The organism is Embleya hyalina (genome assembly GCF_003967355.1).
GTDB classification, from domain to species: Bacteria; Actinomycetota; Actinomycetes; order Streptomycetales; family Streptomycetaceae; genus Embleya; species Embleya hyalina.
The window spans coordinates 61,571-76,083 of sequence record NZ_BIFH01000055.1 but is presented as its reverse complement, the minus strand read 5'-3'; the positions used below and the strand labels follow the sequence as shown (position 1 = coordinate 76,083).

The following is a 14,513-nucleotide window of genomic DNA, read 5'->3' as shown; positions in this document are numbered from 1 at the left end:
CTGACCCGGTTGCGGGACCACTTCCCGGGTGAGGCCGACGTGGACCCGGCCGACCTGGCCCGGTTGCGCACCATCGCCGCGATCGCCGAGAAGATCACCTCGCTGCGCACCCCCGACGCGGCCCCCGCGCAGCCCCAGGCGCCCGTCGCCGCCCCGGTCGCGCCGGTCGCCCGTCCGCAGGAGCAGATTCCGGCGCAGAGCAAGCACGAGGCACCGCAGTTCACGGTGCTGCGCACCGGCACCACCCTCGTACCCGTCGAGGCCGCCGCCGGCGCCGCGCTCAAGGGCCTGCGCGAACAACCGCTGCTGATCACCGACGACGGCGCCGGCGTCGCCGAATGCCTGGCGGAGACCCTGCGCCGCGAAGGCATCAAAGCCTCCGTCACGGACCGCGTGACCGAGGACTCCACCGCCGTGATCTCCCTCGCCGGCCTGCGCGGGATCGACCCCGAGCAGGACCCGGACGCACCCACCCGCGAGGTCTTCACGACCCTGCGCACCATCGCCGCGGCGATGGACCGCCGAGGCGGCGTACTGGTCGTCGTCCAGGACACCGGCGGCGCGTTCGGCACCTCCGGCGTGCGCGGTCGCGAGGGCTGCGCGGGGATCGCCGCGCTCGCCCGCACCGCCGCGAACGAATGGGCCCACGCCTCGATCAAGACGATCGACATCGACCGGGCGGGGCGCGCCCCGCAGGACATCGCCCAGGCCATCGCCGCCGAACTCCTGCACGGCGACGACGTCACCGACGTCGCGCTGGCCGCCGACGGTTCGCGCGCGCTGCTGCGCGGCAGCACCGAGCCGACGGGCGCGCCCAGCCCGCTCGACCTCGGTCCCGACCCCGTGGTCGTCGTCACCGGCGGGGCCCGCGGCATCACCGCGGCGTGCCTGTTCGCCCTGGCCCGCGCACACCGGCCGAAGTTCCTGCTCCTGGGTCGGACCCGCCCCGTCGACGAGGACGACGAACTGCGCGGCGCCGCGGACGAGACCGCCATCCGCCAGATCCTGGGCAGCCGCCGCGACGAGCGCACCGGCGCGACCCCGACCCTGGCCGAACTCGCCGTCGCCTCCGGGCGAGTGCTCGCCTCCCGCGAGATCCGCAGCACCCTGGACGAGTTGGCCGTGGCCGGAGCGGAGACCCGATACGTCACCGCCGACGCCACCGACCGCGAGCGGGTCGCCGAGGCACTGGCCGAGGTACGTCGCGACTGGGGCCCGATCACCGGGGTCATCCACGCCGCCGGCGTGATCGCCGACAGCAACATCTCGGCGAAGACCGAGGCCCAGTTCACCAGCGTCTACGACACGAAGGTGCGCGGATTCCGCACCCTCCTCGACCTGACCGCCGCCGACCCGGTGCGCCTGGTGTGCGCCTTCTCCTCGGTCAGCGCGCGGCTGGGCACCGCCGGGCAGTGCGACTACGCGGCGGCCAACCAGGCCATGGAGCAGATCACCGCGACCGAGGCGACGCACCGCCCGGGGACCACGGTCAAGGCCGTGGCCTGGGGCCCGTGGGCGGCCGGCATGGTGTCCCCGGCGCACGCCGAGCACTTCCGCCGACTCGGCGTCCCGCTCCTCGAGGAGGCCGCCGGCGTCAAGGCGTTCATGACCGAACTCGAACAACCCGGCCCGGCCTGCGTGTCGATCGCCGCGGGTACGGCCGCCCCCGCCGGTGAACCGACCGAACCGGACGTCACCGAGATCGTCGTCGGCGCCGAGACGCACCCCTACCTGATCGACCACAGCATCGCGGGACGCCCCGTGGTGCCCGTGGCGCTGGTCCTCGAATGGTTCGCCGCCGCCGCGCGCAACGCGCTGCCGGACAACGGCTCCGTCCTGGTCCGTGACCTGCGCGTGCTGCGCACGATCGCGCTGGACCGGTTCGGGACGGAGGAGACCCGACTACGGGTGCACGTGCGTCCCGACGGCACACACCCCGACACCGCGCTGCGCCTGGAACTCAAGAGCATCGAAGGCGCGCTGCACTACTCGGCCCTCGCGGGTCCGGGCGAGGCCGCGAAGCTGACCGCCCCGGCGGCCGAGCCCGTCGACGAGAACTTCGAGGTACACCCGGGCAGCGCCGTCTACGACGGAGCGATGCTCTTCCACGGCCCGAGCTTCCACGCCATCCACACGATCACCGGGCTGAACTCCACCGGGGCGACCTGCGACCTGATCGGGGCGCGGCAACTCGGCTGGGCGCAGGACACCTGGCAGACCGACCCGCTCGTGATGGACGGCGCGCTCCAGGCGGCCTGCCTGTGGGTTCTGTCCTCGGCCAGCGTGCAGTCGTTGCCGATGGGCATCCGTGAGGTGCGCGTGTTGTCGACCGGCGCCGTGACGGCCCCGGTGAAGTGCATCGTGCGCAGCGTGAAGCAGGGTACCGACGACGCGGTCTGCGACATCTGGCTCACCTTCGAACAGGGCGGCGCGGAACGGGTCCTGGCCGTGCTCGGCGGCGTGGAGATGATCTACCGTCCGGACCTGTCCAACGCGACCCGGCCCGCGCTGATCTCGACGGACGCGTGAGGGGCATGGACTTCCCCGCAATCGCCATCGTGGGACGCGGCTGCGTCCTGCCCGGAGCACACACGCCCGCCGAACTGTGGGACACGGTGGTCTCCGGCGCGGTACGGCTGACCCCGTTCTCCATCGGGCGCCCGACGGCGGGGCCCGAGTGGAGCGGGGCCGACCCCGCGAGCACGGTGTTCGGCCACGTCACCGGATTCGAGGAGCGCTTCGACCCGTACGGCCTGGCCATCGACGCCGAGCAGATCAAGGGCCTGGACCCGACCGTGCGCTGGGTCGTGCACGCGACCCGGCAGGCGCTCGCCGAGGTCGATCGACTCGGGCTGCACCGACGCACCGGCCTGGTCCTGGGCAACATCTCGTGCCCGACCACGTCGATGGTCTCGTACGCCGAGGACGTCTGGCTGCGATCGCAGCCGGCCGATGTCCGGGCCGAATGGCCCCGGCACGACCGGCATTCGCCGATCCCGATGAGCCGATTCTGCTTCGGCCTGCCGGCGCAGCTCGTGGCCCAGGCCTTCGAACTGCGGGCCGGCGCGGTGGTCCTGGAGGCGGCCTGCGCGTCCGTGCTGTACGCGATCGAACTCGCCTGCCGGAAGCTGCACTTCCGGCAGGCGGACCTGATGGTCGCCGGGGCGCTGAACGGCGGCGCGCCCGAGATCATCAGCCACGGCATGGGCCGGCTGGGGGCACTGAGCCCCAGCGCGCGGTCGCGGCCCTTCCACCGGGAGGCCGACGGCCTCGTGCCCGCCGAGGGCACCGCGATGGTCGCCCTGATGCGGCTCGAGGACGCGCTGGCCGCGGATGTACCCGTGCTGGGCGTGATCCGCGGGATCGGGGCGACCAACGACGGCGGCCGGGGCGGCATGCTCGTCCCGGACGGCGGTCAGCAACAACGCGCGATGAGTCTGGCCTATCGGGCCGCGGGGATCGACCCCAAGACGGTGTCGCTGCTGGAGTGCCACGCCACCGGCACGGCGGTCGGCGACACCGTGGAACTGGGCTGCGCGGCCCGGATCTTCGCCGAGCGTGCGGATCTGCCGATCGGGTCGGTCAAGGGCAACCTCGGCCATCCGCTCACCGCCGCGTCGGGGGCCGCGCTGCTCAAGGTGCTGGGCGCGATGGAACACGGCACACTGCCGCCGACCGTCGGTGCCGACGATGCCAACGAGGCCCTGCGCGGTACACCGCTGCGGCCACTGGCCCGGCCGGAGGAATGGCGGGGGTTGCGGCGCGCCGCGGTCAGCGGCTTCGGGTTCGGCGGGGTCAACGCGCACCTGGTCGTGGACGCGTGGAACACCGCCGACCGGGCGTCGACCTCCTTCCCCGGCGTGGCCGTGCCCGGCCCCGCCGGGCGCCGCCGGCACCAGGTGGCGATCGTCGGCCTCGGCGCCCGCGTCGGGGACGGAGACACCACCGGCGACTTCGTCGAGGCGCTGCTGACCGGTGAGCCGAGATTGCGGCCGCCGAGCACGGTGGAACTGCGCGTGGACGGCCTGCGCATGCCGCCCAACGACATGCTGCAGACCTCCGGCGAACACCTGTTGGTCCTGGAGGCGGCCCGCGACGCCGCCCGCGCGCTGACCCTGCCCGACGAGCGCACCATGGTGCTCGTGGGTGTCGGCAGCGCGACCGTGCACGCCGAGTTCTCCGTCTGGCACAACCGCACGACCCTGGAGGCGCGCCGCTCGGCGGCGGCCGCGGCATCCTCCGAGGACCGTGTCGCCGACCCGTTGAACTGCCCGCCGTGGTCCCTCGGGGGCCTGGGCAACATCGCCGCCAACCGGATCAGCGCGCAACTTCGGCTGACCGACGCCAGTGTCGCGGTCTGCGCGGAGGAGGCGTCCGGGATCCGGGCGCTCGACCTCGCGGTCGACGCGATCGGCAGCGGAGCCAGCGACGCGGCGCTCGTGGGCGCGGTCGACCTCGCCTCGACGGTGGTGCATCGGTCGGTCGTCCGCGACCTCGGGCTCCCCGGGGCCGAGGGGAACGCGGCCGTGGTGCTGGCCCTCAAGCGGCTCGACCACGCGCGCCGGGACGGTGACCCCGTGCTGGCCGTGATCGATCCGCAGGGCGAGGACGGGGCCGGCGCCGAGGCGGGGCAGGGCGCCGTCGACCTGGTGGTCGGCGACCTCGATCCCGCGCCCGCGCCGGCGGATCGGCCGGATCGGCTGGATCCCTCCGGCCTGTTCGGTCGTCCGCACTGCGCGGCCGGGCTGTTGAGCGTCGCGTGCGCCGCGGTGGCGCTGTACCACCGCACCGTGCCGGCCGTGGGCGCGCAGGCGTTCCCGCGGGCGGAGTTGGCCAGGGCGAAGGTGACCGTCGCTCCGCTGGGCGCGCCGGCGGCCGAACTCCTGCTGAGCGCGGGGGATACGGCTCCGGCGGCGACGGGTGTGGCGACCCTGGGACGAAGGGCGGAGGGGCAGACGCCTGCAAGGCGGTTGTCCAGCATCGCGTTCTTCGACCTCAGGACCGTGCTTCGGCTCCAGGACGCGCGCCCGGCGCGGGAACTCGTGACGCTGCCCGCGGCTCGGCGGGTGCCGGCGGCGGAGATCGGCGGATCCCCGGCCCCGGTGGCGGCTCCGGTCGCGGTGGCCGTGCCGCCGGCGGCTCAGGTTCCCGCTCCGCTTCCGGTTCCGGCTCCGGTTCCCGCTTCGGTTCCGGTGTCCGTGCCGGTGTCCGTGCCTGTCTCGGTCTCGGTCGAGGAGACTCTGGTGCCGACCGCGCTGAGTGCCCATCAGCGGGCCGTCGGCAGGTCGCATGTGCAATTCATGAACACCCGGCATGAGAATCACCTGCTGTTCCTGGAGGTTCAGCGGCAGGCGACCCGGGCGCTGCTGGAAGTCGCCGGCATGTTCCAACAGTCGTATGGACCGGAAGCGGATGCGTTCGTGGCGGATTCGGCGGGACCGGTTGCCCCGGTTGCCCCGGTGGCTCCGGTCGCTCCGGTCGCTCCGACCCTGCCGATCCCGCCGGCCCCGCCGGCCCCGCCGGCCGAGCCGGTCGGCGAGGTCGCGGCGTTCGTCCCGGAGCCGGAACGCGGCCCGGCCGAGCACGAGTTCGTGGTCAGCCCCGATGCCGATCCGTGGGTGCTCGACCACTGCCCCACCTGGACGCTGCCGGTGCTGCCGATGATGTGCACGGTGGATCACCTGTTCCAGGCGGCGAGTACGTACACCGGCCTGCGGGCCACCGGCCTGCGGGAGTTGCGCCTCCAGCGCTGGATCCCGGTGGTGAGCCCCACCCGGCTGCTCACCCGAGTCGAGCCGATGGCCGATCGGGGCCGGGACGTGCACGTCAGCCTGCTGATGTGGCGGCCGGCCCGGAACGAGGCGCTGTCCAGGTTCGAACTCGTCGCCGAGGCGACGATCACGTTCGACCGGCCCGACACGCCGGCTCCGCTGCCGCCGCTCACCGATGCCCAGCGGGCCGAACTGCCGTACCTCACCCATCGGTTGCCTCACGGCCCGGCCTTCCGGTACCTCACCGAGGTCGGCTACGGAAGCGGCGGCGCCTTCGGGATCCTGGACGCGCGACGGGGTTCCGTCCCCGGCACGTTCACCCATCCCGGGCTGCTCGACGCGGCGACGCACATCATCGCCGATCGGGTGTTCTGGTTGCCCTACCCGCAGGTCGGACCCAACGTGGTGCCGTATCCGCACGGCCTGGTCCGCATGGACCTCTTCGCCCCGTTCCCCACGGAGGGGCAACTGCGCGTGGAGGCCCGACCGGGCGGATCCGAGGGCGATCTGCTGTTCGTCGACTTCCAGGTCCTGGCGGGGGATCGGCTGTGCGCCGCGTTCCGCAACGTCAGCATGGTGTCCCCGCCGAGTGTGCTGGAACTGCAATCCGGCGCCGATCGGCGGGCCTTCCTCCTGGAGCGGCGACCCGCGCCGAAGATGAGCCTGTCCCAGGTCGTCGGCGGCGCCAGTCGGCTGGATCGGGCGGTCCTGGAAACGGCCGACTGGCCCACCGGTGGGCTGGCCTACGTCTACGGTCTGCCCGCCGGTGCCCCGGCCCGACTGCACGCGGAGGAGGTGGCGATGCGCGAGCACGTGGCCCGGGCCCACGGCGAACATCCCGCCCGGGTCGTCGTGGACGTGGCGAACCGGGTCGCCTGGTTGTCCGACCAACCGGACACGCGCCACCATCTCGTGGTGCGTTCGGACGCCGAGGCGATCACCGTCGAGAACCGGCCGTAGCCGACCCGGGCACACGGTCGAGGTCGTAGCGGTGGGCGGGTTCCCCTCGGGACCCGCCCACCGTCACGCGTGAAACGAGTGAACCTCCCGGCCTTTTCGCGGCGAAGGCGTGTCAGCACCTGCGAACGACTCGTTTGTCCCTGCGACACCACCGCCTCAGCTTGGGGAAGCCATGACCTTCGGCACAGAAGAGCCGCCTTCCGTCCGGAACGACCGGCATCGCGGGAACGGGAAGGGCGGCGACGGCAACAGCGGCGTGGTGCCGGTACAGCGGGCAGTGGCCGGCATCGGGGAGGGGCCCGCGCCCGGCGGAGCGGGGACGGTGACCAAGGTCGCGGTACCGATGGCGGAAGAGCAGGACCCGATCGGGACGTTGCGTGCCCACGCCGACCATCCGAGCGCCTTCCTGGCGGTCAATGCCGGGACCCGGCACCACTACGGGAGCAGCGTCCCGGGGCTCGTCGCCTTTCTGCCGAGGCGGCGCCACCACATCCAGTTCGCCGGACCGTTCGCGGCGCCCGCGCATCGAGGGGCGTTGCTCGACGAATACCTGGACACGCTCGATCGCGGGCCCGGGCGGCGCACGGTGCTGACCGCGGTGCAGCTGCGTTCGCACGACGTCGCGCTCTACGCCGACCGCGGCTTCGCGGTCAATCAACTCGGCGTCGCCTACGCCATCGACCTGTCCCGCTTCACGCTGCGCGGCAAACCCCTCGCCAAGGTCCGGCAGAACGTCTCCCGGGCCCGACGGGAGGGCGTCGTCGTCACCGAGGTGGGATCCGACGACGTGCCCGACCGACGCACCCTGGAGCAGATCGACCGCGAATGGCTGCGCGAGAAGGGCCGCCTCGTGCGGCAACTGTCCTTCATGGTCGGCGAACACGGTGGAATCGGCCGCGGGTTGCGCCGTACGTTCCTGGCCCGGCACCGCGGGGAGGTCGTCGCCTACATCACGTACGCGCCCGTGTGGGGAAGTCGCCCGGGATGGTTGTGCGACCTGTCGCGCCGGCGTCCCCAGGCCCCCGTCGGCACCCACGAACTGATCACCCTCACGGCGTTGACCACCTTCACGGAGGAGGGCGCGGGCTGGCTGCACCTCGGGCTCGCGCCGTTCGTCGGGCTCGCGGACGAACACGAACCGCCCAGCGCCTCCGCCCTGTTCGGGTGGACGCTTCGGCAGGGGGCCAAGCGTGGGCGCGACCTGTACCCGGCGCGGACCCAGGAGGCGTTCAAACTCAAGTGGGCTCCGCACGTGTGCGAACCCGAGTACGTGGCCTTCCAGGACCGCGTCCGAGTGGCGGCGGTATGGAATCTCCTGCGCGCCACCCGACTGTTGTGATCGACCGGCCGTGTCGCGTGCGAGGCGCCGCCGGCTCAGATCCAGGTGCCGAACCACAGGCGGTCCAGCCACGCGCTTCGACCGATCGTCTCGCCGGCGAGGATCGGGTAGAAGTAGAGGAAGTTCCAGGCGATCAGGGCGATGACGGCGACCACGCCGACCGTGCCCCACGCGCGTCGGCGTTCGGTGGCCGCGGGTGGGCCGAGGAGCGCGCCGAGCATCATCGTCACCGCCAGGCACAGGAACGGGACGAACGCGACGGCGTAGAACAGGAAGATCGTGCGTTCCTGGTACGCCATCCACGGCAGGTAGGCCGCGCCCAGGCCGCACAGGATGGCCCCCGCGCGCCAGTCGCGCCGACCGGCCCAGCGGAACAGCAGGTAGCCGACCGCGACCACCCCGGCCCACCACAACATCGGCGTGCCGATGGCGAGGACGGTCCGGTAGCACTCCTGCTCGCCGCACCCGGCCGTGCCCTGGCGCAGGGTCTCGTTGTAGTAGAGCACCGGCCGGCCGAGAACCAGCCAGCTCCACGGGTTGGACTGGTACTGGTGCGGAGCCTCCAGATGGGTGTGGAACGACCACATTTCGGCGTGGTAGTGCCAGAGGCTGCGTAGGGGTGCGGGGACCCAGGTCATGCCGATTTGGGGGAGTGGGATGCCGAGGACGTGGTCGGGGGACAGTCCGGCGCGGTCGTCGGCCCAGTGGCGGAAGTAGCCGTTGTCGGTGAGGAACCAGCCGGTCCAGGACCAGATGTAGATGCCGAGGGCGACGGCGACGGTGGACAGGAACGCGAAGAGGACGTCGTGGCGCAGGGTGGCGCGGTAGGGGCGGCGTGCGCCGCAGGCGCGGCGGGTGCCGGCGTCCCACAGGACGGTGAGGACGCCGAGGGCGGCGAGGACGTAGACGCCGCTCCATTTGGTGCCGCAGGCGAGTCCGAGGCAGATGCCGGCGACGATGCGCCAGGGGCGCAGGCCGAAGCGTGCGGTGGCGGCGCGGGTGGCGTCGGGTCCGTCCTTGAACATGCGGGCGGCGAGGGCGCGGGTGTCGTCGCGGTCGATGAGCAGGGCGCCGAAGGCGGCGAGGATCCAGAACATCAGGACGAGGTCGAGGAGGGAGGTGCGGCTCATGACGAAGTGGAGGCCGTCGAGGGCCATGAGGAGTCCGGCGACGCAGCCCAGGAGGGTGGAGCGGAAGAGGCGGCGGCCGATGCGGCAGAGCATGAGGACGGACAGGGTGCCCAGGACGGCGAGGGCGAAGCGCCATCCGAACGGGGTGAGTCCGAAGAGTTGTTCGCCGAGTGCGATGGTCCATTTCCCGATGGGCGGGTGGACGATGTAGGAGCCCTGGGTCTGGAGGGTGTCGGTGTCGCCGGCGAGGATCCGGTCGTTGGCCTCCTTGGGCCAGGTGCCCTCGTAGCCGAGTTTGAGAAGCGACCAGGCGTCCTTGGCGTAGTAGGTCTCGTCGAATATCACCGCTTTGGGTTTGCCGAGGTTCCAGAAGCGGATGAATCCGGCCAGGAGCGTCACCAGGATGCACGGCAGCCAGCCGCCGCCGGTGTAGGCGCTGTTGTCGGTGTACGACGGCACCAACCGCTCGCGCAGCGAGGTCGGCGGCCGATCCCGATACCCGAACCGAGCCAACGACCAGGCCCAACCCCTGGCCTCGCCCCCGCCCCGTGCGGCACCGCGCGTATCGGGGAACTCCGCATCCCTTCGCGGTGGTTGTTCACGGGTCGGCCGGCCGGTCGCCACGTCACTCGTCACCCGGGCATCGTACTGACGTACGGACCGGCCGACTGCCCGTGAACGACATCGACGACATCCCCGACCGACGGCTCCACGACCGGCCGCTGTCCGAATTCCCGAGGTGGATCACCGCGGCACGGAGCGGGAACGTGCTCCGACACGTCCGTGTCGATGGCGGCGTCCACGCACCGACGAGCCTACGGACCATGACTGCGAGTGGTTATGGCTCGATCACACGACGTTGTCATGCCGCGTGATCCGTACGGTTGTTCACAACCTGGACGCGCTGCACGCATTCGGGGACAATCGCATGGTATGAGCCTTTCGTTCTTCGACGACAGGCGTCTGGCACGAGACGTCCACGCCGCGGCGAGCCGTGACGGCGGCGCCGACGACATCGGGGCGGCGATCTCCCGCGTGCTCGCGCCCATCGTGGCGCACGACGGGCTGAGTCTGTTGGGCACCGATCCGGCGACCGGTCTCGCCCTGGGCAGTTTCAGTTTCTGGCACCAATACGATCCGGACCTGGTCGGCGCTCTCGTCATGCACCAATACCTGGCGGGCGCGCCGCAGCGGCCGGCGGCTCCGGCCGCTTCGTCGAGTCCGGCGGTCGTGGTGGGTACGGAGACGGACGGTTCGGCCGACCCGGGTCTGCGGGAGATCCTCACCGCGCACGGCGCAGGTTCCGGACTGCGGCTGCTGCTTCGGGACCGGCACGGCCTGTGGGGAGCACTCGGGCTGCTCCGATGCGAGGGTGTCGCGCCGTTCGACCAGGACGACGCCCGGCGGGCGGCCCGACTGGTACCGGCCCTGGTGGCCGCCCTGCGTCGCTACGCGACGGCCGGTCCGCTGTGCCCCGAGGTGCCGCCCCTTCCGGCAGGCGTGATCACCATCGGCCCCGACCACCGAATCAAGGCCGTCAGTCCCCAGGCGCACCGGTGGTTGGACCGGTGGTCCACGCGGACCATCCCTTCCTGGACACCGAACACCCTCTTCGTCTCGCTCTCCCTCGCCGCCCGCACGGCGGCCCGTCGGCAGGACACGTCGATTCCGCTGATCTGCGCGCCCCCGGCCGTCTGTGGCCGCTGGATCACCTGCCAGAGCCAGGCGCTCGACGCGGACGCCACCGGGGATGTCGCGCTCGTGATCCAGGGCGCCACCTGGGATCTGGTCCTGCCGTCGTTGTGCGAGTGGTACGGCATCACCCCGCGCGAACGCGACGTCGTCACACAACTTCGCACCGGGGCGTCCGTCAAACAGATCGCCCGCCGCCTCGACCTGTCCGCGCACACCGTGAACGACCACCTCAAGGCCGTTTTCCGGAAGACCGGCGCGGACGGGCGCGACGAACTCGTCGCCGCGATAACACGCTGATCGGCCGGTCGCGCATCCCCGATATCAGGGGGGATCGGCGGCCGCGCCGCCACCGACGATGGTGGAGACGCCGGACATCGGGATCCGGCGCACCAGGGAAAGGAATCTCCACCATGCTCGCACTCACCCACCTGGTCCGAGGCGGCCTGGCGGTCGGTACGGCGGTCGTCCTGGCCACCGCCCCGGCCACCGGTGCGCAGGCCGCGACGGGAAACTTCCGGTACTTCAACGGCAGCGGACAGGAGTTCAGAGTCGTCAACCCTCCCGACAACGTTTGCGTCGCCCTCCAGGTCCGTGCGATCTCGATGGTCAACGAGACGAACAAGTCGGTGCGCGTGTACCTCGGCACCAACTGCGCCACCCTCGCCACGACCCTGCCCCCGGGTCGCGGGGTGTCGTACCTCGGAGGCCCTCAATCGATTCGCGTCATCGGTTGAGAGGGCGCCGAGAACCGGCGTTCGCACGCATCGTCGAACGGCCGACCGTCCCCGTGGTCCGGTGGGCGCAACCACCCCACCGGATCACGGGAACGCGACTTCGCCCACCACGGCCGTATATCCGCAACGACCCCGGTCGGGACTTCCGTTCCGCGGCGAAGGACCCCATCCTTGGGCGGTGGAATCGACAGGATCGGCGCTGGTGCCGGAAATGGCGGGCGCGTACACGACCGGCTACGTGGCCGTGCGATGGCCGTGTGCCCGATTACGGATCGAGACCGGTTCGATCGCCCTTCACGCCCGTCCGGCATGGATGGCGACCGCCTTCAACGGAGCCCTGTTGGCTCCGAGTTCGCCGGCGGAGATCGAGACGATCTTCCCGAGCGAAGGGATGCTGCGGGCTCCGATGGTGGGCCTGCGGACGGTCGAGGGGCGGACCTACTACTTCCGGCCCGGCCGCACCGCCCATCTCCGGGCCGGTTCGCGTACGGCCACGATGCTCGACCTGTGCGAGCAGGCGGGCTTCCCGGTGTCCCGAGAGGTACGCCGGATCGACCTCACCCGATGATCCACACCATGCGTGGGGCCGCGTCGCGCCGGTCGTGGGTCAGGTCTCCTCGCCGTGGCTGTTCGCGACGAACAGGGCCACGATCGCCGCGCCCGCGAGGAAGAACGCGCTGACCAGCAGGGCCTGTTGGAACCCGTCGGTGTAGGCGGTGGCTCGATCGTGTCCGTGCGCCAGTTGGTGGGTGGTCTTCGACGTGGCGACCGCCGACAGCACCGCGAGGCCGAACGCGCCGCCGAGTTGCTGCGCGGTGTTCATCAGCGCGGCGGCCAACCCGGCCTGGTCGGCCGGAACCCCGGCGTTGGCGGCGGTCGCGACGCCCACGAACACGAAGCCGAGGCCGAAGGACATCACCATCAGCCCCGGGAGCAGATCGGCGAGGTAGGAGCCGTCGACCGGGACGCGGGACAACATCCACACGCCGACCGAGGCGACGAGCGCGCCGGCGACGATCAGCGGCCGCGTGCCGGTACGGGCGATCAGTGCCTGCGCGATGCCCGCGGCCACGCCCACGCCGACCGTCACGGGCAGGAACGACGTCCCGGCCCTGATCTCCGAGTAGCCCATGATGCCCTGCACGTACAGGGTGACGAAGAAGAACATCGCCAGGAAGCCGGACATGGCCACGAACTGCGTGATGTTCGCCGCGGCGAGGCCCTTCACGCGGAAGATGCCCAGTGGCACGAGCGGGTTGCGGCTGCGCGCCTCGTTGATCACGAAGGTGATCAACAGGCAGGCGGCGATGCCCAGTTCGGCGATCGTACGGGTATCGCTCCAGCCCTGCTCGGGAGCCTTGACCAGACCGTAGACCATGAGGATCAGGCCGCCGGTGGCCAGCAGCGTGCCGGCGATGTCGAAGCCCTGCCACGACGCGCGGCGGTTGTCGTTCGGCAACAGCTTCGGGATGGCGGGCAGTATGACCAGGCACACCGGCACGTTGACGAACATGACCCAGCGCCACCCGGGGCCCTCGGTGAGCACGCCGCCGAGGAATACGCCCGCCGCCGAGGCGAACGCCCCGGTGCCGGCCCACGCACCGAGCGCCTTGTTGCGGTCCGGGCCGTCGCCGAACGACGTGGTCAGGATCGACAGCGCGGCGGGCAGCATCATCGACGCGCCCACCCCCTGTGCGAGGCGTCCGGCGATCAGCACCTCCGACGTCTGCGCGAAGCCGCCGATCAGCGAGGACGCGGAGAAGACGACGGTGCCCACGATCAGGACCCGACGCCGCCCGAGCAGGTCGGCCGCACGACCGCCGAGCAGCATCAGTCCGCCGTACGTCAGCAGGTAACCGGAAGGCACCCACTGGAGGTTCTGGTTGGACAGGCCGAGGTCCTTCTGGATGGTGGGCAGCGCGATGTTGACGATCGACGCGTCGATGAAGTCGAGGAACGCCACCGCGCACAGGAGCAGGAGGGTGAGCCGGCCGCGCGTGGTGGCCAGGAACGAGTCGGTGGCGTCGGATCCGGCGGCGGGCGTCCGTGTCGTCGATGTCGCCTTCGTCGGATCGGTCGATGCGGATGTATCGGTGGACATGGCGGCTCCGAAAGCGAGATGGGATGGTGTCCGGGCATGACGGGGTGGGGCGGCGGCCGTCGGGGCCGGCACCCTGGCGGGGGCGGGGCGGGGGTTACGCGGCTGCGCGCGCGGGGCCGTGATACCGCGGGGCCCACACGCGGCGGTACAACACCCGCGCCGGCAACGGAAGTTGCCTCATCACGGCAGCGGTGAGGGCGCTCGAAGCGCCGTCCAACAGCCAGGGCAGGTATTCGGCCGCACCGCGCAGCCCCTGCTCCTTGCGCATGCCGCGGCCGAACGCGTCCCAGCCGGCCCGCCCGAGGCGCGCCTCCAGGAGCGGCAGGGCACGTTGTTCCTCGTGCCGCATGTGCGCGCCGAGTTCCTCGGCCAACTCGTGCAGTCCGACCAGAGCGCCGCCGTGGTCGGCATCGGCCAGTGCCGCGTCGATCAGGTCGAGCAGTGGGTCGATGCGCGCGTGTTCGACATCCATCGCCGCGAGCATGTCGAGGTCGACGGGGTCGTCCACGGCCGCTCGCAGCGGTGGGAAGAGCACGGCGTCCTCGGTGCGATGGTGCAGCAGCAGGAAGCGCTTGAAGCGATCCCACACGACGGTGGTCTCCGGGGCGAGCGCCCGGCCCGCCTCACAGGTGGTGATCATCCGCGCGATGTCGCGGGAGAAGGCGTCGTGGGCGGCGAACATCATGGTGAAATCGACGGTTCCGACGAGGTCGGAACGGGCGGACCAATCGGTCGGCTTGTCCATGGGGACTCCGGTGGTGGGTGCCCGGCCGGGGTGCGCCG

At 71.7% G+C, this 14,513-nt stretch carries 9 protein-coding genes; 6 read left to right on the top strand and 3 right to left on the bottom strand.

Going from position 1 to position 14,513, the window contains the following annotated elements; genetic code table 11:
• The 3 genes from EMA17_RS52380 to EMA17_RS48100 form a co-directional block, all read left to right on the top strand.
• On the top strand, positions 1-2,529 hold a 2,529-nt coding region (locus EMA17_RS52380; RefSeq protein WP_160161839.1), incomplete at its 5' end, for an SDR family NAD(P)-dependent oxidoreductase.
• A gap of 5 nt (positions 2,530-2,534) precedes the next feature.
• On the top strand, positions 2,535-6,731 hold the full coding sequence (locus EMA17_RS48105; RefSeq protein ID WP_126643564.1) for a hotdog fold thioesterase: 4,197 nt from the start codon (positions 2,535-2,537) through the stop codon (positions 6,729-6,731).
• Positions 6,732-6,903: 172 nt separating this feature from the next.
• Positions 6,904-8,070, top strand: a complete 1,167-nt coding sequence (locus EMA17_RS48100) for a DUF2156 domain-containing protein (protein ID WP_126643563.1) — start codon at positions 6,904-6,906, stop codon at positions 8,068-8,070.
• Positions 8,071-8,105: 35 nt separating this feature from the next.
• Here EMA17_RS48100 and EMA17_RS48095 read toward each other — a convergent pair whose 3' ends face one another.
• Positions 8,106-9,836 carry a dolichyl-phosphate-mannose--protein mannosyltransferase gene (locus EMA17_RS48095; protein WP_246127373.1) on the bottom strand — a complete coding sequence of 577 codons (1,731 nt, stop codon included), beginning with the start codon at positions 9,834-9,836 and terminating at the stop codon, positions 8,106-8,108.
• 297 nt (positions 9,837-10,133) lie between these two features.
• On the opposite strand from EMA17_RS48095, the gene EMA17_RS48090 reads away from it, so the two are divergent.
• The 3 genes from EMA17_RS48090 (at position 10,134) to EMA17_RS48080 (ending at position 12,197) form a co-directional block, all read left to right on the top strand.
• On the top strand, positions 10,134-11,192 hold the full coding sequence (locus tag EMA17_RS48090; protein ID WP_126643562.1) for a helix-turn-helix transcriptional regulator: 1,059 nt from the start codon (positions 10,134-10,136) through the stop codon (positions 11,190-11,192).
• Between the two features lie 113 nt (positions 11,193-11,305).
• Positions 11,306-11,629 (top strand): hypothetical protein, encoded by a 324-nt coding sequence (locus EMA17_RS48085; protein ID WP_126643561.1) that lies wholly within the window; start codon positions 11,306-11,308, stop codon positions 11,627-11,629.
• Positions 11,630-11,807: 178 nt separating this feature from the next.
• Positions 11,808-12,197 (top strand): hypothetical protein, encoded by a 390-nt coding sequence (locus EMA17_RS48080; RefSeq protein ID WP_126643560.1) that lies wholly within the window; start codon positions 11,808-11,810, stop codon positions 12,195-12,197.
• Between the two features lie 39 nt (positions 12,198-12,236).
• Here EMA17_RS48080 and EMA17_RS48075 read toward each other — a convergent pair whose 3' ends face one another.
• Both EMA17_RS48075 and EMA17_RS48070 read right to left on the bottom strand, forming a co-directional pair.
• Complete coding sequence (locus EMA17_RS48075; protein WP_126643559.1) at positions 12,237-13,730, bottom strand: MFS transporter; 1,494 nt, start codon at positions 13,728-13,730, stop codon at positions 12,237-12,239.
• Between the two features lie 94 nt (positions 13,731-13,824).
• Positions 13,825-14,475: a hemerythrin domain-containing protein gene (locus EMA17_RS48070; protein WP_126643558.1), complete on the bottom strand. Its 651-nt coding sequence runs from the start codon at positions 14,473-14,475 to the stop codon at positions 13,825-13,827.
• Positions 14,476-14,513 lie beyond the last annotated feature (38 nt).